Source organism: Actinoallomurus soli, from assembly GCF_024055715.1.
Taxonomy (GTDB): domain Bacteria; phylum Actinomycetota; class Actinomycetes; order Streptosporangiales; family Streptosporangiaceae; genus Actinoallomurus; species Actinoallomurus soli.
The window spans coordinates 109,462-134,637 of sequence record NZ_JAMXMV010000011.1 but is presented as its reverse complement, the minus strand read 5'-3'; the positions used below and the strand labels follow the sequence as shown (position 1 = coordinate 134,637).

19 protein-coding genes and 1 riboswitch are annotated in these 25,176 nt (G+C 72.9%); of the genes, 5 read left to right on the top strand and 14 right to left on the bottom strand.

The genetic code is table 11. The features are described from left to right. Window positions 1-38: 38 nt before the first annotated feature. The 3 genes from NDW01_RS26060 to NDW01_RS26050 all read right to left on the bottom strand — a co-directional run bounded on the left by NDW01_RS26060 (window position 39) and on the right by NDW01_RS26050 (window position 5,984). Window positions 39-1,724 carry an AMP-binding protein gene (locus tag NDW01_RS26060; RefSeq protein WP_252824766.1) on the bottom strand — a complete coding sequence of 562 codons (1,686 nt, stop codon included), beginning with the start codon at window positions 1,722-1,724 and terminating at the stop codon, window positions 39-41. An 82-nt stretch (window positions 1,725-1,806) separates the two neighbouring features. After that, window positions 1,807-3,270 carry an RNA polymerase sigma factor gene (locus NDW01_RS26055; protein WP_252824764.1) on the bottom strand — a complete coding sequence of 488 codons (1,464 nt, stop codon included), beginning with the start codon at window positions 3,268-3,270 and terminating at the stop codon, window positions 1,807-1,809. A 233-nt stretch (window positions 3,271-3,503) separates the two neighbouring features. After that, entirely contained in the window at window positions 3,504-5,984 is a 2,481-nt protein-coding gene (locus NDW01_RS26050) for a substrate-binding domain-containing protein (RefSeq protein WP_252824754.1), read from the bottom strand. Window positions 5,985-6,480: 496 nt separating this feature from the next. On the opposite strand from NDW01_RS26050, the gene NDW01_RS26045 reads away from it, so the two are divergent. Next, a complete protein-coding gene (locus NDW01_RS26045; protein WP_252824752.1) occupies window positions 6,481-7,485 on the top strand; it encodes an endonuclease/exonuclease/phosphatase family protein in 1,005 nt (334 codons plus the stop codon). A gap of 119 nt (window positions 7,486-7,604) precedes the next feature. Further along, on the top strand, window positions 7,605-8,474 hold the full coding sequence (locus NDW01_RS26040; RefSeq protein WP_252824750.1) for a TrmH family RNA methyltransferase: 870 nt from the start codon (window positions 7,605-7,607) through the stop codon (window positions 8,472-8,474). A gap of 39 nt (window positions 8,475-8,513) precedes the next feature. Here NDW01_RS26040 and NDW01_RS26035 read toward each other — a convergent pair whose 3' ends face one another. Next, window positions 8,514-9,065 carry a PadR family transcriptional regulator gene (locus NDW01_RS26035; RefSeq protein ID WP_252824738.1) on the bottom strand — a complete coding sequence of 184 codons (552 nt, stop codon included), beginning with the start codon at window positions 9,063-9,065 and terminating at the stop codon, window positions 8,514-8,516. Window positions 9,066-9,158: 93 nt separating this feature from the next. On the opposite strand from NDW01_RS26035, the gene NDW01_RS26030 reads away from it, so the two are divergent. Together NDW01_RS26030 and NDW01_RS26025 are read left to right on the top strand one after the other, a co-directional pair. Beyond that, a complete protein-coding gene (locus NDW01_RS26030) occupies window positions 9,159-9,725 on the top strand; it encodes a hypothetical protein (RefSeq protein WP_252824736.1) in 567 nt (188 codons plus the stop codon). Beyond that, window positions 9,722-11,104 (top strand): carotenoid oxygenase family protein, encoded by a 1,383-nt coding sequence (locus NDW01_RS26025; RefSeq protein WP_252824733.1) that lies wholly within the window; start codon window positions 9,722-9,724, stop codon window positions 11,102-11,104. The genes NDW01_RS26030 and NDW01_RS26025 overlap by 4 nt, the downstream gene beginning before the upstream one ends. Window positions 11,105-11,204: 100 nt before the next feature. Here the strand turns inward: NDW01_RS26025 and NDW01_RS26020 are convergent, their stop codons facing one another. The 4 genes from NDW01_RS26020 to NDW01_RS26000 form a co-directional block, all read right to left on the bottom strand. Then, window positions 11,205-12,023, bottom strand: a complete 819-nt coding sequence (locus NDW01_RS26020) for a hypothetical protein (RefSeq protein ID WP_252824731.1) — start codon at window positions 12,021-12,023, stop codon at window positions 11,205-11,207. A gap of 346 nt (window positions 12,024-12,369) precedes the next feature. After that, window positions 12,370-12,738: a hypothetical protein gene (locus NDW01_RS26015; RefSeq protein WP_252824729.1), complete on the bottom strand. Its 369-nt coding sequence runs from the start codon at window positions 12,736-12,738 to the stop codon at window positions 12,370-12,372. Next, the gene (locus NDW01_RS43560; RefSeq protein WP_305883815.1) at window positions 12,735-15,806 is read right to left on the bottom strand and encodes an SseB family protein; all 3,072 of its coding nucleotides are present in this window, start codon (window positions 15,804-15,806) and stop codon (window positions 12,735-12,737) included. Before NDW01_RS43560 ends, NDW01_RS26015 begins: the two co-directional genes overlap by 4 nt. A gap of 210 nt (window positions 15,807-16,016) precedes the next feature. Further along, window positions 16,017-17,270, bottom strand: coding sequence for an aminotransferase class V-fold PLP-dependent enzyme (locus tag NDW01_RS26000; RefSeq protein WP_256513055.1), 1,254 nt, complete (start codon window positions 17,268-17,270; stop codon window positions 16,017-16,019). A gap of 34 nt (window positions 17,271-17,304) precedes the next feature. Further along, window positions 17,305-17,418, bottom strand: a riboswitch (SAM riboswitch). A gap of 103 nt (window positions 17,419-17,521) precedes the next feature. Here NDW01_RS26000 and NDW01_RS25995 point away from each other — a divergent pair. Further along, window positions 17,522-17,887, top strand: coding sequence for a hypothetical protein (locus tag NDW01_RS25995; RefSeq protein WP_252824727.1), 366 nt, complete (start codon window positions 17,522-17,524; stop codon window positions 17,885-17,887). A gap of 94 nt (window positions 17,888-17,981) precedes the next feature. Here the strand turns inward: NDW01_RS25995 and NDW01_RS25990 are convergent, their stop codons facing one another. The 6 genes from NDW01_RS25990 to NDW01_RS25965 form a co-directional block, all read right to left on the bottom strand. Continuing rightward, a complete protein-coding gene (locus NDW01_RS25990) occupies window positions 17,982-20,141 on the bottom strand; it encodes a transglycosylase domain-containing protein (protein ID WP_252824725.1) in 2,160 nt (719 codons plus the stop codon). A 381-nt stretch (window positions 20,142-20,522) separates the two neighbouring features. After that, window positions 20,523-21,350, bottom strand: a complete 828-nt coding sequence (locus NDW01_RS25985) for a class II fructose-bisphosphate aldolase (protein WP_252824723.1) — start codon at window positions 21,348-21,350, stop codon at window positions 20,523-20,525. Continuing rightward, window positions 21,260-22,192 (bottom strand): 1-phosphofructokinase family hexose kinase, encoded by a 933-nt coding sequence (locus NDW01_RS25980; protein ID WP_252824720.1) that lies wholly within the window; start codon window positions 22,190-22,192, stop codon window positions 21,260-21,262. Before NDW01_RS25980 ends, NDW01_RS25985 begins: the two co-directional genes overlap by 91 nt. Then, window positions 22,189-23,286 carry an N-acetylglucosamine-6-phosphate deacetylase gene (gene nagA / locus NDW01_RS25975; protein ID WP_252824716.1) on the bottom strand — a complete coding sequence of 366 codons (1,098 nt, stop codon included), beginning with the start codon at window positions 23,284-23,286 and terminating at the stop codon, window positions 22,189-22,191. Before nagA ends, NDW01_RS25980 begins: the two co-directional genes overlap by 4 nt. Continuing rightward, window positions 23,283-24,164: an ROK family protein gene (locus tag NDW01_RS25970; protein ID WP_252824714.1), complete on the bottom strand. Its 882-nt coding sequence runs from the start codon at window positions 24,162-24,164 to the stop codon at window positions 23,283-23,285. The genes nagA and NDW01_RS25970 overlap by 4 nt, the downstream gene beginning before the upstream one ends. Beyond that, a complete protein-coding gene (locus NDW01_RS25965) occupies window positions 24,161-25,027 on the bottom strand; it encodes an SIS domain-containing protein (RefSeq protein WP_252824712.1) in 867 nt (288 codons plus the stop codon). The genes NDW01_RS25970 and NDW01_RS25965 overlap by 4 nt, the downstream gene beginning before the upstream one ends. Window positions 25,028-25,176 lie beyond the last annotated feature (149 nt).

Here is a 25,176-nt window from a genome sequence, read left to right as displayed (position 1 = left end):
GTCATGCAGGAAAACCTGACGCTGAGTGACCGAAACCGTCAGGACCTCAGGTCCGGAAAGTCCTCCTCGCGGTACTCACCGGCGCGCCGGTCCGCATCCTCCAGCCCGCGCAGCTCGACCCGCCGGATCTTCCCGGAGATCGTCTTCGGCAGCTCGCCGAACTCCAGGCGGCGCACTCGCTTGTACGGCGCCAGCCGCTGCCGGGAGTGCGCCAGGATCGAGCGCGCGGTCTCGGCCGTCGGCTCGTGACCGGCGGCCAGCGAGACGTACGCCTTCGGCACGGCCAGGCGCACCGGGTCGGCGGCGGGCACGACGGCGGCCTCCGCGACCGCCTCGTGCTCCAGCAGCACGCTCTCCAGCTCGAACGGCGAGATCTTGTAGTCCGAGGCCTTGAAGACGTCGTCGGTGCGTCCCACGAACGTGACGTAGCCGTCCGCGTCCACGGAGGCCACGTCACCGGTGTGGTAGTACCCGCCGTCCATCGCCTCGTCCGTCCGCCCGGACTCGTCGCGGTACCCCGCCATCAGCGCGACCGGGCGCTCGGACAGGTCGATGCACACCTCGCCCTCGTCGGCGGGCTCCCCGCTCACCGGGTCGATGAGCGCGATCCGGTACCCCGGCAGCGGACGGCCCATCGACCCGGGCTTCAGCGGCTGCCCCGGGGAGTTGCCGATCTGCGCCGTGGTCTCGGTCTGGCCGTAGCCGTCCCGCACCGTGAGCCCCCACTGCTCGCGGACCTGGTCGATGATCTCCGGGTTGAGCGGCTCGCCCGCCGCGACGGTGATGCGCAGGTTCAGGTCCCAGGACCGCAGGTCCTCCTGGATCAGCATCCGCCACACCGTCGGCGGCGCGCAGAACGTCGTCACCTCGCACCGCCGCAGGACCTCCAGCAGCGCGGGGGCGCTGAACCGCGCGTAGTTGAGGACCAGCACGCACGCGCCGGCGTTCCACGGCGCGAAGACGTTGCTCCACGCGTGCTTGGCCCAGCCGGGGGAGGAGACGTTCAGGTGGACGTCGCCGGGGCGCAGGCCGATCCAGTACATCGTCGACAGGTGCCCGACCGGGTACGACGCGTACGTGTGCTCGACCAGCTTCGGCCGGGCGGTCGTCCCGGAGGTGAAGTACAGCAGGAGCGTGTCGCCGGCGTTCGTCGTCGTCCCGGCCGCGTCGTACGGCTCGTGCCCGTAGGCGTCGCCGTACGCGAGCCAGCCGTCCGCCGTGCCCACGCAGATCCTCGTCCACTCGCCCGTCAGGTCCGCGAACTTCGCCGTGTCGGCCGTCCCGGTCACGACGTGCGAGACGCCGCCACGGGCGATCCGGTCGCGCAGGTCGTCGGGGGTCAGCAGGGTGGTCGCCGGGACGACGACGGCGCCGAGCTTCATCGCCGCCAGCATCGTCTCCCACAGCTCGACCTGGTTCCCGAGCATCAGCAGGATCCGCTCGCCCCGCCGTACGCCCTGAGCCCGCAGCCAGCCGGCCACCCGGCTCGACCGGTCGGCGAGTTCGGCGAACGTCAGCTTCAGCTCCGAGCCGTCCTCCTCGACGATCCACAGCGCGAGACGGTCGGGGGTCTCGGCGGCGAGCACGCCGTCGAACCACTCCAGCGCCCAGTTGAACTCGGCGACCTCGGGCCAGCGGAAGTCACGGTAGGCGGTCTCGTAGTCCTCGGCGTTCGCCAGCAGGAAGTCGCGGGCGGATCGGAATGCGGCCACGTCAGGAGTCATGGGCCGCATCCTGGCACTCCGGCCGCCCGTTGCGTAAGGACCCGATCACTCCCAGATCGGATTTTCCGTCCGACCTGGGCGTTCAGCAGGTCCAGGACAGCGCGACCGCACCGCTCGGCGTGAAGGTGACGCTCGCGTGCTCGACCGGCGTCGCCTGCGCGCAGGCGGTGGCCTTGTCGGCGGTGGCGGTGAGCGTGACCGACCCTCCCGGCGGGAGCTTGCCGCCGGTGGGACCGCCGATCGTGACGTACGGTCCGGCGCTCGCCGTCCAGCGGACGACGCCGTTCCGGGCGGTCAGCGTGACGGTCTTCGCGTCGTCCGAGCCCTGGGCGGCCACCACGAGCGTGCCGGGCACGGGCCGCGGCGACCTGCGCCTCCGGGTCTGCGTCGGCGTGGGCGCCGGCCTCCGCGTGGTCGCCGTCGGCGTCGGAGTGGGCGTCCTGCTCGTACGCGTCGGGGTCGGGGTGGGCGTCGTGTCGCTCGGCGTGGGGTCCGGTGAGCCGGAGTCGCCGGTGTCGTCGGCCGGTGGGCTGTCGGAGGGGGAGGCGCCCGTGTCGGCGGCGACCGGACGGCGGGCGCCGCCCGACGGGTGCTGCGCGGACGAGCCGCCCGTGACCAGGAAGACGGCCCCGGCGACGAGGAGGACGCACGCGGCCGCGCCCACGGCCGGCCACAGGCGGGGAACGCCGCGCCGGTCGTCGTCGCGGGCCGGCCGTACGTGGTCCAGGCTGGTCGGCCAGCCCCAGGCGTCGAACGGCTCCGCGCGCCGGGCGACGCGAGCCCGGGCCTCGGACAGGTCCGGGGCCGCCGACGCCAGGACCACGCCGCGCAGCTCCACGGGGAGCGCGGCCACCGGCATGACCTGCATGAGCCGGTTCGTCGAGACCTTGCGCTTGCGGCGGTCCCGGCACGTCGGGCAGGAGGCGATGTGGCGGACGAGCCTGCGGGACACCTCCGGCGGCAGCGGCCACTCGTGCTCGTCCACCAGCGCGGCGACGCTGGGGCAGTCGCCCCGCCCCGTACGGGCGATGATCGCGGCGGCGAGGGCGTTGTCGAGCTCGTCGCGCGACTCGGCCACCAGCTCCAAAGCCTCCTGGGAGGAGATCCCCAGAACGCCGGCCAGCTCCTCGGCGGCCAGCTCGTGGCGGACGGCGAGGTCCACGGCCTCGCGGTGGCGGCCCGGCAGGCCGGCCAGCGCGCTGTGCACGAGCTTGCGGGTCTCGAGGCGGCGGTTGCGCTCCTCGGCGTCGAGGAACGCGTCGTCGGCCTCCTCGGCGGCGGGGTGCCGGTCCTCGGGCGTCTGCGGATCGCGCAGCCGCCGCACGCACTCGTTGCGCACGAGGGCGTAGAGCCAGCTGCGGAACCGCTCCGGCTCCCGCAGCCCGTCGATGTGCGCGAGTGCCACGATCAGCGAGTCGCGCAGCGCCTCCGCCGCCAGATTCTCGTCCCGCAGCAGCGCGTGACAGTAGTCGAACAGGCGGGGCGCGTAGATGTCGTAGATCTGGGCGAGCGCGGTGGCATCGCCGGCACGCAGCTCCTGCGCCAACCGGCGGTCATCGACGCGACCGAGACTGGGCCAACCGGCCACAGCGACCTCCCGGAGGTGTGGTGTCGGACGCGCCCCCGGAGAAAAAAGAAGGAGGCCCGACGCCCCGCTCCCGTCGGGCCTCCGTAAGAGAGACGCAGCGGCGGCCACGGAGGTTCACCGGATTTCACAGAGATTCCGGATTTTTTTCGGCCGGCGCGGCGCTCCGGGGCGCCACGCCGGATTTCCGCAGGTCAGTGACACTCCGGCGTGCAGATGCGGCGCGCCACCGTGTCCAGGAAGATGGTCTGGATCTCCTGCGGCTTCATCGCCTGGTACGCCGCGCCGTCGGTCTCGGCGGCGATCTTCTGCATGGCGGCCATGTCCACGTCCGGGCCGTAGCCGATGAAGATGACCTGGACCGGCGCGGCCGGGTCGTTCTCCTTCTTCAGCGTCCGGAGGAGGGCGTTCAGCGAGATGCCGTTCACCTTGTCGTTCTTGCCGTCGGTGAACACGAGGACGGAGTTGTAGTAGCCCGGCTTGTAGGTCTTCTTCATCGACCGGAACGCCGCCAGCACCGAGTCGTACAGCCCGGTGTTGCCGTCGGGCTTCGGCCGGAGCCGGCCCAGCGCGCTGAGGATGGCCTGGCGGCGCGTCCCCGACCCGAGCCGGGTGGACAGCGGGCCGATCGGCACCTCGGTCCGGTAGTCCTGGTTCCCCCTGAGGTTCGTGGAGAACGTCCACAGCCCCAGGTCGGTGTCGTCGGGCAGCATCGCGAGGCCGCCCTGGGCGACCTGGGCGGTCGCCTCCATCCGCGTGACGCCCTTGCCGACCGGCTGCGCCATCGACCCGGACACGTCGAGAAGCGTCAGCATCCGCGTGCGCAGCGACAGCTTCGTCCAGGCCTGCATGACCCCGGTCACGTCGCTCGACCCCGGCGTCGGAAGCGCGCGGGGGATCCGCGGACTCACCCCGCTCGCCGCGCCGAACCCGGTGCCGGCCCGCCCGTCCGGAGTGCGGAACCCGAGGGCGCGCACCGCGACCTGCGCCTGCTCGGTGCTCATCGCCTTCTCCAGCAGCTGCGCCGCGCGGACCTTCGTGTCGTCGTCGGTCGTCAGCGTGTACGGGTGGTCGAGGCTGAGCATGCCCTCGTTCGGATAGATGGCGCTGGCCGGAGCGCTCGGCCTCCCCCGGTTGTACTTCCAGACGGCCTGCTCCGGCGCGATGACGACGGGCGCCCGGCCGTGCAGGTTGCGGTGGAAGCTGGCGAACAGCGCCTGGGTGTTCGGCGAGAGGCTGTTCTGCACCTTCCGTGCGATCTGAGTGAAGATCGCGTCGGCGTGCGGGTCGCCCTTCAGCAGTATCCGGGTCATGACGACCGCGCCGAGCCCGCCGGCGTTCCGGGTCGGGTCGAGGATCTGCAGGTGAACGGAGTTCGCCGGGAGCATGTCGTTCTTGCTGACCGCGCCGGCGGCGAGGGCGTCGGTGGCCTTGAGCAGCATGTCCCAGGTCGGCCGGATGCCCTGACCATTGAGCTTGTTGGCGAAGGACTTGGTGGTCGCCACGACGAGCGGCGTCTCGGCCACGCTCGTCGGCGTGGTGTCCACGCTCGACGCGCCCTTGGGCGAACTGCGCACGAGGGTGACCCACAGCGAGGAGTCCGGGATCCACACGTCCGGGGTCACGTCACCGGGCACGGTCCCCTGACCGGACAGGATCGTGGTCGTGCCCGCCGGGTCGGCGGCCTTCACCGTCGCCTTCACGCACTTGCCGTCGACGGAGTGCCGCTCGCCGTTGAACGAGTTGGTGATGTCGCTGACCGCCGGCGCGATGTCGGGTGCCGCGACCACCTTCAGGTCGATCGGGGTGCCGCCGCACTTGCTGCCGTCGGCGAGCGCGTAGACCCCCGCGCCGAGGAGGATCGCCAGGCCGATCGCGCCCGCGAGCGGGCCGACCAGCGCGCCGATCGTACGGCGGCGCTGGGCGCGGCGGCGTCCCGTGCCGGGAGCGGAGGACCGTGGGCGGTCGTCGTCGGACCCGCCCGCACCCGTGCCGCCCCGGCCCGATCCTCCGTAGCCCGAGCCTCCGGACCCCGTGCCCCCGTGGCCCGAGCCTCCCGGCCCACCGGATCCGGTCCTGCCCGGATCGCGGTCGCGGCCGCCCATGCCCTGGCCCGACCCGTAGCCGGATCCCGTGCCGCCGTAGCCGGACCCCGCGCCGCTGTAACCGGGGCCGGTGCCGTAGCCGGAGCCGCCGCCCGGGCCGGGGAGGCCCCCGCCCTGCCTGCCGAAGAACCCGCCGCCCTGGATGTAGGAGGAGGAGTCGTACGAGCCGGTGCCGTAACGGTCCCGTTCGCCGGCGCCGGATCGGGGATCCGCGCCGGTTCCGGGACGATCCTGTCCGCCGGGTTCGCCGTAGGAGCCGGTGCCCGTGCCGTACCGGTCCTGCTGACCGGGTGCGGTGTAAGAGCCGTATCCGCCCGGGCCACGGGTGCCGTAGCCCGCCGGGCCGCCGCCGTAGCCGCCTGGACCGCCGCCGTACCCGCCCGTGCCGCCGCTGTCGCCGGGGACCTCCTGCGGGGAACCGCTCGACTCGGGGCGGCGCGGCGCGAAGGGACTCCGGTCGTCGCTCGGCGCCTGGTTCCCCGGGGAGCCGCCGTCTCGGGGCGTTCGATAGGGCTGGCCGTCGCCGGGCATGTCACCCGGGGGCATGTCGTTGCGACGACGTCGGCTCACAGCTGTCCCATCTCGCGGCGTCAGGGATGAGTGTTAGAGCGGAACTGTAGCGGTCTTCGCAATTGGTAACAAAGATGATCATTTACCGCGATGCCGCAGGTCACCCGAGTAAAGATCATTTGAATACCCGCCAGTATCGTCCTCCGGGGGCCGGGCCCGGCCCCGCCGGCGCCGGTTCTCGGTCCCGCTCACCCAGGTGAACGCGGCCGCCGGCGAACGCCTCCGGCCGCCGGGAACACCGGTCCCTCGTGCCGGAACGCCGACCACTTCACAGCGTGGCCCACCCGCCGTGGACCCGTCCTGTCAGTACGCCCGTCAATGTTCCGGCCATGCCGCGGGGCGCTTTCGGTCCGGCCTTCCAGGAGCCTTACGGCTCCCGTCGGTCCACGCTCCCCGGCATCCGCCTCGCCGGGCCTCGGCGGCATGCCCACCGGCGCCCGTGCCGCGCGTCGCCGCCACGCCACCTGGGAGATCGGGCAGAGTGGAGGAGAACGGAATGAGCACGGGGGAGGCGCGGATGACGGACTCGCTCACGGCCTCGGTGACCGACCCGCCACGGGCGCGCCGCCGGGGACGGGCGATCGTCGCGCGGTCCCTCGTCGCCTGCTTCGCGCTGTGGGCGCTTGGCCGCCTGTTCGGCGCCGACCGGATCGGCTCCCTCGCGCCGGTCCTCATCCCGGCGATGGCCGCCGTCCCGTACGCCTTCGCCGCGATGGTGGTCCCGCTCACCGTCTCCGCCCTGGTGCGGGACCGAACGGCGTTCGTCGCGGCGGTGGTGGTCACCGTGGTGTTCGCGGGGATCGTGCTGCCGCGCGCGGTCGCCGGGGACACCCCGCGGGCGCGCGGGCCCGAGTTCCGCGTCCTCACCGCGAACCTGCGGTTCGGCAGGGCGGGCGACGCGACCCTCGTCGACCTGGCCCGGCGCACCCGCGCCGACGTCCTCGGCGTCGAGGAGTTCACGCCGGAGGCGGCCGCCCGCCTCGACGCGGCGGGGATCGGGCGTCTCTTCCCGTACCGGATCCTCGACCCCCAGCCCGGCGCGGCGGGCATCGGGCTGTACTCGCGGTACCCGCTCACCCCGTCGCCCGTCCGGCAGGCGACGATCTCCGGCATGCCGAGCGCCACCGTCGCCGTGCCCGGCACCGCACCCGTACGGATGACGGCCGTACACCCGCCCGCCCCGGTCGGCCCGGACCTCGACGCGTGGCAGCACGACTTCCCCCGGCTGCCCCGCGCCACGCCCGGGGGCCAGGTCGGGATCCTCGCCGGCGACTTCAACGCCACGCTCGACCTCGCGCGGCTCCGGCGGCTCATCCACAGCGGATACGTCGACGCCGCGGACGCGAGAGGGCAGGGCCTGGTGCCGACGTTCCGGCCGTTGCCGCCCATCACCATCGACCACGTGCTGGCCGACCGGCGCTGCGCGGTGCTGCGGGTGAAGATCTATGGGCAGGCGCGCAGCGACCACCGGGCGCTGTTCACCGTTCTGCGCCTGCCCTGACCGACCCGCCCGCGCATCCACCGAACGCCGTCTTCGCGGAGCGCCCGCGATCGCCTGCCGGCCGGCCCGGGCGCACGCCCGGAGCCGACGGCGTGGAGGGCGCCCGCGATACTGAGGCCATGGCCCGCCTGATCCCCGTCACCGATCCCGCCGACCCGAGGCTCGCCGACTACACGCGGCTGCGCGACGTGAACCTGCGCAAGAGCCTGGAGGCCGAGCACGGCCTGTTCGTGGCCGAGGGGGAGAAGGTCATCCGGCGGGCCGTCACCACCGGCTACCCGGTGCGGTCCCTGCTGATGGCGCGGCGGTGGGTGGAGCCGCTGGCGGATGTCCTCGGCGACGCCCCCGTGTACGTGGCCGACGACGACGTGGTCGAGGGGATCACCGGGTTCGCGGTGCACCGCGGGGCCCTGGCCTCGATGGAACGCCTGCCCCTGCCCTCGGTCGCCGCCGTGCTGGCCGGTGCCCGCCCCGCCGGAGACGTCCCGGAGGACGACGCCGGCCGGGGCGACCGGGCGCGGCCGCGCCGGATCCTCGTGCTGGAGGATCTGGTCGACCACGGGAACGTCGGGGCCATCTTCCGCTGCGCGGCGGCGCTCGGCGTCGAGGCCGTCATCCTGTCCCCGCGCTGCGCCGATCCGCTGTACCGGCGTTCGGTGAAGGTGTCGATGGGCGCGGTCTTCGCCATCCCGTACGCGCGGATGACCGACTGGCACGACGGCCTCGCCGGCCTGCGCGCCGCGGGCTTCACGCTGCTCGCCCTCACGCCGGACCAGTCGGCCGTCCCGCTGCAGAAGGCGCCGATGGGGGAGCGGGCCGCCCTGCTGCTGGGCACGGAGGGCGACGGACTGTCCTCGCGCTGGCTGCGGGAGGCCGACCACCCGGTCTGCATCCCGATGAGCGCCGGCGCCATGGATCTGGGCGTCGACTCCCTGAACGTGGTGGCCGCCACCGCGATCGCCTGCCACGAGCTGATGCGCCCTCTCTGATCCGCGGCGCTGCGCTCGTGTGCGATCGTCGCAGAGCCGTCAGCCCTGGTCTTCGCGGCGGTCCTCCGGCGTGCGGATCCGGTCGAGCTCCCGCTCGGCCCACGCGGCCCAGTCGCGCTGGACGGCCGCGAAGCGGAGCCCCCATTCGAGGGCCATGAGGCCGTAGACGGACAGCGGGTCGTCGCCCTTCGCGACGACCTCCCGTAGCTCGGCGAGCCCCCGGTGCCGCCGGTCCGCGGCCTCGGCCCGGCCGCGGAGGTAGGCCCGGGCCTCCTCGGCGTCGAGCTCGCCGAGGAAGAAGACGCGCAGGAGCATGTCGCTCCGGTTGAACGGCGTCGGCTCGACCTCGGTCATCCAGTGACGCAGCTCGGCCCGGCCGGCGTCGGTGATCGCGTACTCCTTCCGGCCGCGCGGGCCCTCGGCGGCGACGGCGACGAACCCGGCGTCGGCGAGCCGGCCGAGTTCGGAGTAGAGCTGGCTCTGGGTGGCAGGCCAGACGTTCGCGAGCGAGAGTTCGAAGATCTTCAGCAGGTCATAGCCGCTGGCGGGTCCTGAGGACAGCAGTCCGAGTACGGCGTGACGGAGACTCATGACCCCAGAGCTTACCTTCCACTGTTGACATGTCTCCACTGGAGGTTCTACTTTCGACATGTCACAACAGGAATATCACTCAAGGAGCCCCCGGTGCTCGGCTACCTCCGCACCTTCCTCCCCTGGATCGCCTTCGCCGTGATCAGCACGCCGCACGACTCGCGGTACGGCGCGCTCGTCGGTGCGGTCCTGGCCGCGGCCCTCATGACGGCCGAACGCCGGCGCGGCAAGCCCTGGGACGCGCTGATCATCGAGGCAACCTCGGTCGTGTTCTTCGGCGCGCTGGCCGTCGCGGCGTTCACCGCCGCCAAGGCCCCGCTGGGCGCGTACGGACCGGCCGTGTCCGACGAGTGGCTCGCCCTGGTCGCGTGGGGCTCCCTGGCCGTACGCCACCCCTTCACGCTGGGCATCGCCCGTACGATGACGCCCCCGGAGATGCACGACAACCCGCTGTTCTACCGGGTCAACGCCGTGATCACCGCCGTGTGGGCGACGGCGTTCACCGTGACGGGCGCCGTGCTGGCGCTGCTGGCCCATGCGGCGCCGCACGCCACGGCCGCGGTGATCATCGTCAAGGTCGCGGCCTTCGTTCTGCCCGCGCTGTTCACCCTCCGCTACCCGAAGGCCGTCGCCGCCCGTCACCAGGCCCTCGCCCGGTGAACGAGCCGACCGCCACAGCCCATCCCGCAGCGAGCGCACCGGCCGTCGAGCCGGCGGCTCTGGAGACGACGCTGACCCTTCCGGACCACCTCAGCGGGCTCAGGGCCCCGGTCGCCGACGAGACCGACGCCGTCGACCTGCCGGTGACCAGCACGCTGCCCGCCGACCTGACCGGCCGCTTCTTCCGCAACGGCCCGAACCCGCTGCCCGGCCGCGACCCGGGGCACTGGTTCACCGGCGACGGCATGCTGCACGGCGTGCGCCTGCGCGACGGCCGCGCCGAGTGGTACCGCAACCGCTGGGTCCGCACCCGCAGACTCGACGGAGCGCCGTTCGCCGGACCGGAGGGGGTCGACCTGACCGCCACGCCGGCCAACACGAGCGTCATCCGGCACGCCGGCCGCATCCTGGCGCTCGTCGAGGTCGGCCTGCCGTACGAGATGACACCCGAGCTGGAGACGGTCGGGCCCTGCGACTTCGGCGGCAGACTGACGACCGCGATGACCGCCCACCCCAAGGAGGACCCGGTCACCGGGGAGCTGCACTTCTTCGGCTACGGATTCACGCCGCCGTACCTCACCTACCACCGGCTCTCCGCGCGCGGCGAACTGGTGGAGAGCCGGGTCGTGGACGTCCCCGGGCCCACGATGATCCACGACTTCGCCGTCACCGAGCGGCACGTGCTCTGGCTCGACCTGCCCGTCGTGTTCGACCTGGAGCTCCTCGGCGCCGGCATGCCGTACCGCTGGGACGAGGCGTACGGCGCACGGCTCGGCGTGATGCCCCGGGACGGCGGCACCACACGCTGGTACGACATCGACCCGTGTTACGTCTTCCACGTCGGCAACGCCTGCGACGACGAGCACGGCCGGATCGTCCTGGACGCCGTCCGGTACCCGCGTGCCGGCTTCGCCGCCCTCTGGCCGGGCATCGGCGGCAGCCCCGACCCGGCCGCCGCGGCGGCCGCGAGCGGCGGAGCGCACCTGTACCGCTGGACGCTGGACCCGGCCACCGGCGCGCTCAAGGAAGAGCCGCTGGACGACCGCGACGTGGAGTTCCCGACCTTCAACGAGACCCGGCTGGGCCGGTCCAGCCGCTTCCTCTACACGGTGACGAACGACGCCGTCGTCAAGTACGACACCCGCACCGGCGCCTCCCAGGTCCGCGACGTGGGCGGCGCCCCCGGCGAGGCGGTGTACGTTCCCGCGCCCGGCGCGAACGTCGAGGACGACGGCCGGCTGCTGTCCATCGTCACCGACCACTCCGGCGACGGCTCCGAGCTGCTCGTGCTCGACGCCGCCGACCTCGAGTTCGTCGCCTCCGTACGGCTGCCGCGCCGCGTGCCGATGGGCTTCCACGGCCGCTGGATCGAGGACTGACCCCGCGCGGCGCGGTCGCGTACGGTCACCCGGACGACCGAACGGCTCCGGTCCCGACGTTGGTCGGGACCGGAGCCGTTCGCGTGCTGAGAGCCGTGGGTCAGCCGGCGCGGCGCGCGCCACCGCGAAGCTTGCGGTGCGCGCCCTTGGGCTTGGAAACGGCCTTCACGGTGCGGTTGTGCGCCTTGCCGAGCCGCACCTGGGTGAGCAGGAGGCCGAACGCCACCAGCAGCGCGGCGAGCCACGCCGCCTGCGTGCTGGCCAGCTTGTCGAACGTCAGCTCGCTCTCCCCGTCGGCGGCGTTCTGCATCGACTGCGAGTTGCCGGCGTTCTCGATGAGCGGCGCGGTCGTCGGTGCCTGGTTCGTCTGGTTCTGCGACTGGTTCGGCTGATCGATGTTCGGCAGATTCGCACCGGCCTGCGGAGCCGTCTGCGGCGCGGTGTTCGCCCCCGTAGTCCCGGTCCCGGTGCTCGTGCCGGTGCCGGAGTTCAGGTTCCCCGACGGAGTAGTCGTCGAACTTGATCCACTACTACCCGACCCGGACCCACTCCCGGACCCCGACCCGGATCCACTCGAATGCGTGCTCGTCGGCGTCGGCTTGGACGACTTCGTCGGCGTCGGCGTGGGGGTCGGTTTCGGCGTCGGCTTCAGCGTGACGTGAATCGGATAATCCTTGGTCGAGACCGCCTTGATGGCATTGTCGGCTTTCGCTGTGCCTCCGACGGTCACCGTGCCGTCTCCCATGCTCTTCGGGATCCGCACGGCTAGGGTGAAGACGTGTGTCGAGCCTTGCCCGAGCGCGGCCAACGTGCAGCTAGTACATGAGACGAGCCCGCCAGGATCGGAGTGAGGAACCACTTTGACGGTCTTTGCGTCCGTGTACTGATCGTCAGAGACAGCGGTCACCGAGATGCTCATGGTGACAGAGTCGCCGGGATGGACCTCAGTGTCGGGCGGGTCCACAACGCTCACAGTAAGAGCGGCCTGCGAAGGCGGCGTTGCGGAAGATGAGTCGCTTGGCGGTGCTGGGGTCGTGTCGTCGGCGGCGAGGGCCGGTGGGGCGTTGCCGACGATCAGGACGATCCCTGCGCCGAGGACCATGACCAGCGGGTTTCGTGCCGATCGTGCGAGCACAGCTCACAACCTCCCAATCGCACCGCAAAGACGCCCACCCCTGCCTACCCAAGGGTGGTGGGTACGAATCATGCGATCACGTCAAAGCCGATCAATCAACCGCGCTAATGAGGTTATATCGCAGCAACCGCTAGATGAGCTCTTGGTGAAGCCCGGTGATCTCGTCCCGAGCGACCCATGCCTGGTAGACGCCGACGTCCACCCGTTCGAGTCCCAGGGCGGATGCAACGGGGGCGCGGCCGCCGCTGTACTCGACGCGGACCCAGCCCTCGTGTTCGCCGATGACGACGAACGGCTCTCCGCGCCAGGTGCAGCGGGTGCGCAGATAGCGCAGGTCATCGACCTCGTCCTCGCGGACGACCTGCAGGAACCGGCCGGGCCCTATCTCGGTGAAGCCCTCCGCCGGGACGGCGGAGTACAGCCGGACCTCACCGTCGACACCGGGCACGGCGTCGTAATCGCCGCCCTGCCAGCGGGCGACGTAGCCGTCTCTGATCACTTCTCGTTCTCCCACACGAGCCGATCCGCGTCGTACCTCGCGACGAAGCGCTCGGACCCGTCACTGCTGATGGCGTACATCTCCGAACCGTGCGGCAGCCTGAAACTTTCGACCTTGAACTCGGGGATGCTGCCCGCGCTGCCGGAGGCGAAGCCGTCTCCGGTGAACGGCGGCGCCTCGACGACCCAGCCGTCCTCGCCCCACTCCTTGAGAGCGTCTTCGGACGTGCCGCCGAACGGCGTGCGGTAGAGACCCGCGCGGTACGCCGGCCACCGGATGATGTGCACCTCGGAGTCCTCGGGGCTGAACGGCGATCCGTCACGGACCAGGCCCAGGCATTCGTACAGCCGGCGGGGCGTGTTGAGGTCGATGACGTCCGGGACGCGGTGCACGAAGCCGGCGACCCGGTCGTACGCCTTCTCCAGGTACCAGGCGACCTGGTCGTGGGCCACGACCTTCTGCATGATCGTGAAGCCGCCGTCCGAGGGCGGCGCGGTCTCCTGCGCGGCGGGCTGCGCTGCCGGTTGCGGAAGCGGCGCCGGCTGCACCTCGGCCGGCGCGGTGGGCGCCTCCACGACCGCCGCGGCCTCCGGCTGCGGCGCGATGGGTGCCTCCGGCGCAACGGGCGCTCCCGGCGCGGCGGGTGCCGGTGGCGCGACCGACGCCTCCGGCGCGGCGGGTGTTTCCGGCGCGGCGGGCGCCTGCGGCGTGGCGGGCACCTGCGGTGACTCGGCCGCCGGGTCCTGGGGAACGCCGCCGGGCGCCGCCTCGGGAGGCCGCGCGGCGGGCCGGCCGGCGATCACGCCGATCTCCTCCGCGGACAGCGCGATCTCGATCGGGGTGCCAGGGTTGACCGAGACGTCCCAGCTCGGCTCCGGCCAGGTGGCGATGAGGTCGGCGAACTTCGGCATGACGAAGCCCGTCGTGCCGACCGCCTCCTTCATCCAGTCGAAGGAGGTGAACACGAGCACCGACGAGCGGCCACGGACCGGGACCGCCGACCACGGGAACGCCGGGTCGGTCGGCGGGGTCTGCACCGTCGGCGGCGTACGGCTCCACACGGGCAGGAACACCGACGCCTCGAGCAGTACGGTCAGGCGCATGGCCGGGTCGTTCCGGGCCTCGAACAGCCGCCGCTCGGCGTCGTTCTGCGCCGGGAAGTCACCGGCCAGCCGCTGCGCGGCCGCGTCGTCGACCTGCCGCGACAGGGCGGTGATGCGCTCGCCGGGGATCGTCGCGCCGATCGGGGAGCCGTCGTTGATGACGAGGTCCCACGTCGAGTCCGGCCAGAAGCGCAGGACCTTGGTCAGGTCGGACAGGACGAACGGGTGGCCGCCCATCGCCTCGCGCATCCGGCTCGGCCCGGTGAACAACGGGACGACGGTCCGGCCGTCGGACTCACGGGTGTACCACTCGAAGCCCGGTCGCCCGGGACCCAGCATCAGGTCGCCGCCCTCGACCATGGGCACCCAGATCTGCCGTACGCCCAGCAGCGTCCGGAGGAACTCCTCGCGGTCGTCCCGCGCGGCGGCCTCGTACAGGAGGCGCTCTTCCTCGTCGAGCGGAACGAACTCGGCGCCCGCCGTGAAGTGCGGGATCAAGAACACGTCGGAGGACGGCGCGCGAGGGGCCGGCCGGGCGTCCGCGTCCGGGGACGGCGTGGGGGAGGGCGCCGGGCCGAGGCCCGGGGCCGGTGCCGGGGCGGCCTCGGGGGAGGGCGCGGCGGCGGCCTCGGCGGGGCCGGAGGGCATCGGCTCGTCGCCGGAGATGATGGGCTGGGGCGCGGTCTCGGCCAGGTATGGGGTGCCGGGTGCGGGCGGCACCGCGCTCGCCGTGGTGAACGAGGGGTACACCACCGGCGTACCGTCCCCGGACGGCGGTGCGGTGTCCGGGGCGGGCGCCGGCGCGTGACCGGCGGGCGGCGCGGCGGAAGGCCCGGGCTCGCGGGCCTCTGACGCGGGCGGCGTTCCGCCGTCGGGCGCCGGTCCGCCGTCGGATATCGGCTGCTGATGCACGTCCGGCCACGAGACCGTCGGCACGTCTCCGGCCGGTACCCGGGCGGGGTTCGGCTCGGCGCTCTGTGGCGCGGCCGGTGGTACGGGTGCCGGGGCGGGCCCGGCGACGGGAGCGGCCGGCATCGGGTCGGGCGCCGGCGGGCCGGCGTAGTGGCCGCCCGGCGCGGGCTGTGAGCCGGACACCGGCTGTGAGCCGAGCGCGTCGTACGCGTCGGAGACGGTGTGGACGTCGACGAGCGTCGTCGGCCAGGTCGTCGTCGGCCGGGAGCCCGCGTCGTCGCCGCTCGGGGCGCTCTGCGCGCCGGCGGCCGAATCGTTCCCGAGCGGAACCGGGTGCGGCCCGGTGCCGGTGTCGTGCCCGCCCGGTGCGGGGTGGCCGCCGGTGGACGGGTCGTTCCCGAGCGGAAGCGGCCCCGTGCCGCCGTCGTGCCCGCCCGGTGCGGGGTGACCGCCGGTGAGCGGGTCGTTCCCCGCCGGCGCGGGGAACGGGTGCGGCTCGGTGCCGGTGTCGTGGCCGCCGGAGGCGGCGTGGGAAGGACCGTCGCCGCCCTGCTCGGCCGGAGGCGTGCCCGGCTCGGGGGCGGAGATCGGCTCGGGGGCGGAGGCCGGCTGGGCCGCCGGGGCGGGACCCGCCTCCTGCGCGAGGGGCCGCTGCTCGGCCCTCGCCTGGTCGGCGGTGATCTGGCCGATGAACCAGGCGGGCAGGTAGCCCTCGATCGGCAGCCCGGAGTTGACCGCGAGCCACCAGTCGGCGTCCGGCCACGACTGCGCCATCCCCGCCAGCGACATCCGTACGAACTGCTCGTAGGCGGGGCCGAGGTGGCGTTGCGCCGCCTCGACGGACGTGTAGGCGAGCACGTGGGTGCGCCCCTCGTGGACGCTGGTCGGCCACGTGAACGCGGGCTGTCCGGAGGCGACGGGCTCCGTCTGCGTCACCGGGACGAGGAGCTCGGCCACGGCGAGCAACCTGAAGTAGGCGTTCTGGTCCCCGGCGCGCAGCACCTCGCCAAGCTGCTGCTCGAGTTGGTTAGCGGGCTCCCATGTGTCGGTCATCGGCCACCCCCCGGAAGCTCTTTGCACAAGGTGTCCACCGTACCGGGAGCAAACCGGCGGTGCGCACGAGTACCAGCAGTCCATCGGACCAATACGGACTAACCGGTCTCATGCGTCACATTTCACCATCGCGAGCATCCGGGCTCGGCGGTCGCCCCCCGGCGTTCGCGGCCCGCCCACCTGCGGCGCGCCGCCGCCGGTTCGCCGCGCTTAACGGGACAGATGGCGCAAAGCGGTCAGCAGCCGGTCGATGTGCTCGTCCGTCGTGCCGATGCCGAAGCTCGCCCGCAGCGCGGTGCCGTCACCGTCGGCGCAGCCGCCCTCTCCCGCGCCGACGAGCCGCCGGACGAGCGGGTGCGCGCAGAACTTCCCGTCGCGGACGCCGATCCCGTACTCCTCGGACAGCGCCGTCGCGACGGCGCGGGACCCGCGGCCCTCCACGACGAACGACACGATGCCGACGCGCGGGTGCCGGTCGCCCCACAGCGACAGCTCCCGTACGCCGGGGATCGCCGCCAGCCCGGTCCGCAGCCTCCGCAGGAGCCGCTCCTCCTCGGCGACGAGGCCGTCCCAGTCCGTCAGCGCCTCGCAGGCGGCGGCGAGCGCGACGACGCCGAGGACGTTCGGCGTGCCGGCCTCGTGCCGCTGCTGCGGGTCGGCGGACCACGTCACGCGCTCGCCGACGCTCGCGGTGGCGCCGCCGCCCAGCAGGTACGGCTCGGCGGCGCGCAGCCAGTCGGCGCGGCCCACGAGGCATCCGGCCCCGAACGGCGCGTACAGCTTGTGCCCGGAGAAGGCGACGTAGTCCACGTCGAGCGCGCCCATGTCGAACGGCCGGTGCGGGACGAGCTGCGCGGCGTCCACCGCGATGCGGGCGCCGTGCGCGCGGGCGACGGCGGCGAGTTCGGCGACGGGCCACAGCTCCCCGGTGACGTTCGACGCGGCGGTGACGACGAGCAGGCGCGGCCCGGCCGGCGCCGCCGCGAGGGCCTCCCCGGCGGCCGCGACCGCCGCCGTGGGGGAGCCGGGGGCGGGCAGCCGTACGACCCTGCTGCCGCGACCCCAGGGCAGCAGGCTGGCGTGGTGCTCGGACTCGAAGACGACGACCGTGGTCCCGCGCGGCAGGGCGTGCGCGAGGAGGTTCATCGCGTCGGTGGTGTTCCGCGTGAACACCACCGCGTCCCGGCGCCACGCGCCGACGAACGCGCGCACGACCTCGCGCGCGTGCTCGTACCGGTCCGTCGTCACCTGCGACGCATAACCCGCCCCGCGGTGCACGCTGCTGTAGTAGGGGAGGGCCGCGTCGAGCGCCTCGCGCACCGCCTCCAGACAGGGCGCGCTCGCCGCGTAGTCGAGGTTCGCGTACGGAACGGTGCCGCCACCGGCGACGGGAACGGGAACGCCCGCGCCGACGACGCGCAGAACAGGACGGGCGACGGCGGGCAGATCGAGCACAGCGGACAACACGCACCTCCAGCGGGGTTGGGACCCCGGGAGGGGTCCGCGCTTGTCCGGCACGGTCGTGCCGGACCTTGTCATCACCCGGGGCACCCCGCCACGGACGGAGGGTTGCCGGCCAGCAAGCCGGGGCTTAGCGCTGGCACTCGTGACCTGATCGCGATTATAAGGCACCGTCCGGCTGCTGCCTATTCGCGATCATGTGACCGGTTCTGTGCGTCTAATACCGGCAGGGAACCATCGAGAGGAGCGGGCTGATGCGGAGTGGATGGCGGCTGCCGGTTGGAGTCGCGCTGGTGGCGGTGTGCGCGGCCGGCTGCGCCGTCGGGACGAACAAGGGCCGGGTCTGCAAGGACGCCGTCAAGGCGGTCGGGAACTACAACGCGACGTTGAACCGGATCTCACCGGACGACATCACCCAGTGGAAGCAGGCGGCGGCGACCCTCGCCACCCGGTTCGACGCGCTCGGCCGCGAGTCCGACGACCACAAGCTGGCCCGCACGCTGCAGGGCATGGCGACCGAGTGGCGCGGCATCAGCACGAACATGAGCCCGCGCGACATCTCCGCCATGCAGACCGCCGTTCAGCGGCAGCCCGCCGCGCTGGCCAAGGCCTGTCACTGAAGAACCGGTCCGAGCGCCTCAGGAGGCGCTCGGACCGGTTCGGCGAGGACGGTGTCCGGCGAGGACGGGCCGCGGGCGTCCCGTACGGCCGGGCCTACATCGAGTTGGGGTCGCCGCCCTCGTACGCGCGGCCCGTCGGCTGGCCGGTCGGCGGCCCGCCGGTGGGCGGGCCACCCGTCGGCGGGCGCGTCGGGCGACTCGGCGGCGTCGGAACGGACGGCGGCGACGGCGCGGTCGTCCGGGGCCGCGAGTAGGTGGGCTGCGGCAGCCGCGGCTGGACGGGAGCGTACGTCGGCCACTGCGGCTGGTCGAGGTTCACCGACGGGTCGCCGAACGACTTCACCGGCATGTTCTCGTCGGCCTGGACGAGGTAGTCGTGCCAGATCTTCGCCGGCAGGTCGCCGCCGTACACGGAGTAGCCGGGCAGGCTCAGCGCCTTGTTGTCCGTACGGAAGACCGCCACCGAGGCCGCCAGCTGCGGGATGAACCCGTTGAACCAGACCTGGTGGCCGCTGGAGGTCGTGCCGGTCTTGCCGGCGGCGTTCCGGTCGGGCAGCGCGGCGTTCGTGCCGGTGCCGTTGTCGACGACCTTCTGCATGGCGTACGTCGCGTCGCGGGCGACCTGCTTGGGGAACACCCGTGTGCCGTCGGTCGGCTCGACGCGCTTCTTGCCGTCCCGGTCGGTCACCCAGCGGATCACGTGCGGGGCGTGGTAGACGCCCTCGGACGCGAACGCGGCGTACGCGGCGGCCTGCTGCTCGACGCTGACGTCGATGACGCCGAGGGGGAACGTGACGGCGGTGTTCGCGCCGTTGGCGGTCAGCTGCGACTCGGGAATGCCGAGCTTCTCCGCCATCTTCGTCACCTTGTCGTTCCCGATCTTCTGGGCGATGTTGATGTAGGCGGTGTTGATGGAGTTCTCGGTCGCGGTGACGAGGTTCACCATGCCGAAGTCCTCGTCGTTGTCGTTATGGATCGTGGTGCCGTCGAACGTCTGGCCGTTGCTGCCGTCGACGTAGTCGTCCAGCGACATGCCGTCGTTCAGCGCCGCCGCGAGGACGTACGGCTTGAACCCCGACCCCGGCTGCACCTTGGCGTCGAAGGCGGAGTTGAACGCCTGGTCGAGGTAGTTCTTGCCGCCGTAGAACGCGTTGATCTCACCGGTCGACGGGTCGACCGACACCAGGCCCGCCATGACCTTCTTGGAGACGCCCGAGGGCATGGCGTTCTCGACGGCCTTCTTGGCGTCGGCCATCAGGCTCTTGTCGAACGTCGTGCGGACTCTCAGGCCGCCCTTGGCGATCTGGTCGTCGGTGTAGCCCATCCGCTTCAGCTCGGCCTTGACGAGGTCGTAGACGTACCCCTTCTGGCCGCCGTAGATGTCCTTCGTCTTCTGCTTGATCGGTGTGGGGAACCGCATGGCCGCCGCCTCCTGCGGCGTGATGCTCTTCATCTGCACCATGCCGTCGACGACGTACTTCCAACGCGCCTGCATGTACGGCAGAGCGCCGGGCACCGACAGGTCACCGGCGTAGGTCGGCACCTGGATGGCCGCCGCGAGGTACGCGCCCTCGGCCGGCGTGAGGTTCTGGACGTCCTTGCCGTAGTACGCCTGCGCGGCCGACTCGATGCTGTAGGCGTCGCGGCCGAAGTAGATGGTGTTGAGGTACTGCTGGAGGATCCAGCTCTTGTCCTTCTCGCGCCCGACCTTGAGCGCGATCATGATCTCCTTCAGCTTCCGCGACGCGGTGCGCTGCTGGCTGAGGCCGCTGTAGTAGTTGCGGACCATCTGCTGGGTGATGGTGGACCCGCCCTGCAGCGACCCGCCGGTCGCGGTGGCCCAGAACGCCCGTGCCGTGCCCTTGAAGGACACACCGGGGTCGCTGTAGAAGCTGCGGTTCTCCGCCGAGATCACGGCGTCGCGCACTTGCTTCGGCACCTGGGACAGGGGCACCGGCTGCCGGTTCTTGCCGGTGCGGAGCAGGACGCTGCCGTCGCTGTAGTAGAGGACCGACGCCTCCTTCACGGCGTCTGGCTGCGCGGAACTCGGCACCGGCGTGATCAGGTAGGCGACGATGAAGGCGGCGACGGGCAGCAGGATCAGCACGCCGAGGACGTACGTGGCGCGCCGCACCCACTTCGCCCGCCGGCTCCGCTGCTTCTTCGGCTTCTTCTGTTTCTTCGGCGGCTCGGACTTCTCGCCCTCGGGAAGGGCGTGCACGGCGGTCACGGTCGACGGGCTCTCGTCGAACACGACCGGCGGCAGGCTCTCCGTCGTTGGTCGCGCGGGCGGTGGTATGGCGGGTCGAGTGGCGTCATGGCGATCAGCGGCTCCCGACTCGGCGGCTTGCGCCGGTACGGCGGCGCCGTGCGGATCGGCCGCGTCTTCCGGTCCTGCCGCGGCCTCGGGCCCGCCGGCGCCTCCATTGTTGGACGCGCCGGACGGCTCCGAAGTTGGCGCGGACCCTGGCTGCATCGCGAATTCGCCGGCTTCGACACCGGCGTCCTTCTCACTCACTAGTCCCCCGTGACCTGCGTGAACCCTCGAACTTACCGTAGGGTCGCGGCTGCATCGATCGGCATGCCCGGCGTCCGAGGGCTTGACGATCCTAAGCCACGGAGGATAAAGAGCCCGTCAGCCCCTGGTGAGCACCGTGCCGATCAACCGCGCCACCTCACGCGCCACGGCGTCACGCCCTGGCGCCAGATATTTCCGGGTGTCCACAACCGTCGGATGGTCGGCCAGATATGCCCGCATCGCGTCGGTGAAAACCTTGTTGAGGTGTGTGGCGATGTTCACCTTGACGATGCCCGCCCGCACGGCACGCGTCAGGTCGGCGTCGGGCACGCCGGAGGACCCGTGCAGGACGAGCGGCACGGGCACGGCGTCGCGCAGGCGCGCGATGAGGTCGAGGTCCACCGTCGCCGTACGGTCCGTCATCGCGTGGGAGGTGCCGACCGCGACCGCGAGCGCGTCCACGCCGGTCGCGGCGACGAAGCGGGCCGCCTCCTCCGGGTCGGTGCGCGCGCCGGGCGCGTGCACGCCGTCCTTGCCGCCGACCTCGCCGAGCTCGGCCTCGACCCACACGCCGTGGTCGTGGCAGTAGGCGGTCATCTCGGCGGTCGCGGCGACGTTGGCGTCGTAGTCGAGCGCGGACGCGTCGAACATCACCGAGCCCAGGCCCAGCCCGACCGCCTCCCGTACGAGCTCGGGGGAGGTCGCGTGGTCCAGGTGCACCGCGACGGGGACCTTGGCGGCGCGCGCGGCGGCGAGACAGGCCACCGCGATCGGCTCGAGCGCCGCGTGGTAGCGCACGGCGTTCTCGCTGATCTGCAGGATGACCGGGCGGTTCGCCGCCTCGGCCCCGGCGATCAGCGCCTCGGCGTGTTCGAGCTGGATGACGTTGAACGCGCCGACGCCCTCTCCGGCGACGACGAACTCTCCTGCGGAGACGAGAGGCATCTGCGGAATCCTTCGTAGGCGGCGGGATCGTAGGACCCCGCGACGGGGGAGAGCACGGCCGCGGCCGACAGGGCGGCGGCGTCCTTGAGCAGGTCGGGCCACGGAGCTCCGACGCCGGCGGCGAGCGCGGCGACGACCGAGTCGCCCGCGCCGGTCGGATTGCCGCTGACCACCCGCGGCGGGGGCACGTGGTGGACCTCGTCGCCGGTGACGGCCATGAGACCCTCGGCGCCGAGCGAGACGACGACGGCGCGGGCCCCCAGCGCGCGGGCCCCGGCCACCGGGTCGTCCGTGCCGGTGAGCTCGGCGAGCTCGGCGGCGTTCGGCTTGACGGCCCAGGCGTACGGCGCGGCGTGCCGCAGCGCCTCCCCGGACGTGTCGACGATGACGGGCACGTCGCGGCGGGCGAGCCGGGCGACGGCGTCCGCCGGCACGCCCGGCGGCAGGCTGCCGGAGATGACGACGACGTCCGCGTCGGGGATCCGCGCCTCCAGGGCCGCCCACTCCTCCGGGGCGATCACCGGGCCGGGCTCGTTGAGGAGGGTCGCGTCACCGCCGGCCACCACCGTGACCGTACGGCGGGTCTCCCCGGCGATGGGGACCAGGTCGTGCGCCAGCCCGGCGGCGTCGAGGTCGGCGCGGACGGCGTCGCCCGTCGCCCCGCCGGCCAGGCCGAGGACGAGGACGTCGTGGCCGAGCGACCGCAGCACGCGGGCGACGTTCACGCCCTTGCCGCCCGCCCGGGCGTGCACGGCCTGGACCCGGTGGGCGCCTCCCGGCCGCAGCTCCGGCACCTCGTACGTGACGTCGAGCGCGAGGTTCGGCGTGACCGTGACGATCACGCGGACATCACGTCCTGCACGCGCAGGTCCTCGTCCAGCAGCACCAGGTCGGCGCGGAGCCCGGGGGCGACCGAACCCCGGTCGGTGAGGCCGAGCAGCGCGGCCGGGGTCGTCGCGGAGAGGCGTACGGCCTCCTCCAGCGCGACACCGGACGCCAGCACCGTATGACGGAAGACCGCCGCCGTCGTCGCCGTGCTGCCGGCGATCGAACCGCCCTCGGCCAGGCGGGCCACGCCGTCGCGCACCTCGACGTCGAGCCCGCCGAGGGTGTACTCCCCGTCGGACATGCCCGCCGCCGCGAGGGAGTCGGTGACCAACGCGGTCCGCGCGCCGCCCGCGACCCGCGCGACGTGCGCCACGATCGCGGGGTGCAGGTGCACGCCGTCGCCGATGACCTCGACGACGACCTCCGGCGCCTCCAGCAGCGCGAGGATCGGCCCCGGCTCGCGGTGGTGCAGCGGGCGCATCCCGTTGAACAGGTGGGTGGCGACCCGCGCGCCCGCCCGCGTCGCCTCGACCGCCATCTCGTACGTCGCGTCGGTGTGCCCCACGGCGGGGAGGACCCCCGCGTCGCGGACCCGGCGCACCGCGTCCAGGCCGCCGTCGAGCTCGGGCGCGAGCGTCATCATGCGGACGTTCGGGACCTTGAGCAGCCGCTCCACGGTCGCGGGGTCGGGGTCGCGCAGCAGCGTGGGATTGTGCGCGCCCTTGCGGGCGGCGGACAAGAACGGCCCCTCGTAGTGGATCCCCCCCACGACGCCGTCGTCGGCGAGCTCCGCCAGCACGGACGCCCGGCGCTCCAGGTCGGCGGGCGACGCGGTCACGAGGCTCGCGACCAGCGTCGTCGTGCCGTGCTCCCGGTGGAACGCCGCCGCCCGTGCGCACTCCTCCGGGTCCGCCGAGTCGAACGACGCCCCGCCGCCCCCGTGGCAGTGAATGTCCACGAAGCCGGGGACGATCACGTGGGCGTGCCGGTCGGCGCGCTCCGGGAGACCCTGTTCGACGTGCGTGATCCGGCCGCCCTCGACGCCGACCCATCCGGGTTCGAGGACCCCGCCGGGGGTGACGACCTTGTCCGCGCTCAGCACCGTCATCGTCGCTCCAATAGGTCGCGTGCCCAGAGTCCGGCGCCCACACACCCGGCCTCGTCACCGAATGACGCGACCGTCAGGCGCGGCTTCCGGTGGAAGGTGAGCCGTCCGGCGAGGTCCTCGGCGAGCGGGCCGAGCAGGAGGTCGCCCGCCCGCGACAGGCCCCCGCCGATGACGATCACCTCGGGCGCGAGCAGCGCGGTCGCGGCGGCCAGGGCGGTGCCGAGGAACACGATCGTCTCGTCCCAGATCGCCACCGCGTCGGCGTCGCCCTCGCTCACCAGCGCCGCGACCTCGCCGGCGGTCGCCTCCCGGCCCGTACGGCGGGCGTAGCGGCGGGCGACCCCCGCGGCGGAGGCGACGGCCTCCAGGCAGCCGGTCCCGCCGCAGACGCACGGCTCGTCCACGCCGACGGACATGTGCCCGATCTCCCCGGCGTAGCCGTTGCCGACGCACAGGTGCCCGTCGATCACCATCGCCGCCGCGATGCCGGTGCCGATCGGGATGATCAGCGAGTTGCGGGCGCCCTGAGCGGCGCCGAGCCGTATCTCGGCGGTGCCGCCGGCGCGTACGTCGTGGCCGACCGCGACCGGCAGGCCGGTGCGCTCGGCGATCAGGTCGCGGAACGGGACGTCGTTCCAGCCGATGTTCTCCGACCAGACGGCGACGCCGCGTTCGTCGTCGACGATGCCGGGCACCGCGAGGCCGACGGCCTCCGCGGTGCCCGCCCGCTCGACCAGCTCGGCGACGGCCTCGAGCACGGCGTCCACCGCGGCCTCGCCCTGCGGCGTGGGCCGGCGGGCGGCGGCGACCCGGTCGAGCTCGGGGGAGAGGACCGCTCCCTTCATCGACGTGCCGCCGACGTCGAGAGCGACGATCACTTCAGCACGACCGAACGGGTCAGCGACCGCGGGCGGTCGGCGTCGAGTCCCTTCGCCTCGGACTGCGCGACCGCCACCCGCTGCGCCACGATCAGGTGCGCGAGCGGATCGAGGTCGCTGGTCACGAACGTCGCGCCCGTCGCGGCGACGTCTTCGGCGAGACCCTCGGGAGCCGTGCCGAACATCCAGGTCAGCCGGCCCGGCTGGGCGATGCTGATCGGGCCGTGGCGGTACTCCATCGCCGGGTACGACTCGGTCCACAGCTGCGCGGCCTCGCGGGCCTTCAGCGCCGCCTCGTCCGCCAGGCCGTTCGTCCAGCCGCGGCCGAGGAAGGTGATCTGCTCGGCGGCCGGCCAGGCGGGGTCCAGCGGCTCGGCCAGCGCCCGCTCGGCGTCGTCCGCGGGCACCGCGTCGCCGATCGAGGCGCGCAGCAGCGCCAGCGCCGTCGTGGCGAAGCGCGTCTGCACCACCGACTTCTCGTCGGCGAAGTCGAGCACGATCTGCCGGGTGCCCGCGGCGAACGGAGCGTCGTTGATCGCGGTGATCGCCGTGACGTTCGGCAGGCGCTCGACCGCCTCCAGCACCTCGGTGGTCGTGCCGGACCGGCTGATGGCGATATACCGGTCGTAGTCGCGGCCGAAGGGGAGCTCCGAGGCGGGGAAGGCGTCCGTGACGCCCAGGCCCCGGCTCTCGCGCAGCCCCGCGTACGCCCTGGCCATGTACAGGGACGTGCCGCAACCGAACACCGCGACCCGCTCGCCGTCACGGGGTAGGACATCCCGTACGTCGGCCAGCCGGTCGGCCGCCCGCCGCCAGCAGGAAGGCTGACTCTCGATCTCGGCCAGTACGTGTTGCTGCGCCAATCCCGCCTCCGCGTTTGCTCGTTCTTGAGCGTTTCGTGCTTGCATCATGCACTAATGAACACGGAGTCGCCAACAGTCCTGAGCAGATGGAGTTCACCGAAGCCGGCCGGGCCGAGCCCGGCACCCGCAACACGAACGGCCCAGCCGCG

Bases quoted from the DNA above. Each gene is read 5' to 3' on its own strand.
- NDW01_RS25985 (WP_252824723.1), bottom strand. From the start codon at position 21,350: ATGCCTCTCGTCTCCGCAGGAGAGTTCGTCGTCGCCGGAGAGGGCGTC.
- NDW01_RS26020 (WP_252824731.1), bottom strand. From the start codon at position 12,023: ATGAGCATCTCGGTGACCGCTGTCTCTGACGATCAGTACACGGACGCA.
- NDW01_RS25995 (WP_252824727.1), top strand. From the start codon at position 17,522: ATGCGGAGTGGATGGCGGCTGCCGGTTGGAGTCGCGCTGGTGGCGGTG.
- NDW01_RS43560 (WP_305883815.1), bottom strand. From the start codon at position 15,806: ATGACCGACACATGGGAGCCCGCTAACCAACTCGAGCAGCAGCTTGGC.
- NDW01_RS26060 (WP_252824766.1), bottom strand. From the start codon at position 1,724: ATGACTCCTGACGTGGCCGCATTCCGATCCGCCCGCGACTTCCTGCTG.
- NDW01_RS26040 (WP_252824750.1), top strand. From the start codon at position 7,605: ATGGCCCGCCTGATCCCCGTCACCGATCCCGCCGACCCGAGGCTCGCC.
- NDW01_RS26035 (WP_252824738.1), bottom strand. From the start codon at position 9,065: ATGAGTCTCCGTCACGCCGTACTCGGACTGCTGTCCTCAGGACCCGCC.
- nagA (WP_252824716.1), bottom strand. From the start codon at position 23,286: ATGACGGTGCTGAGCGCGGACAAGGTCGTCACCCCCGGCGGGGTCCTC.
- NDW01_RS26045 (WP_252824752.1), top strand. From the start codon at position 6,481: ATGAGCACGGGGGAGGCGCGGATGACGGACTCGCTCACGGCCTCGGTG.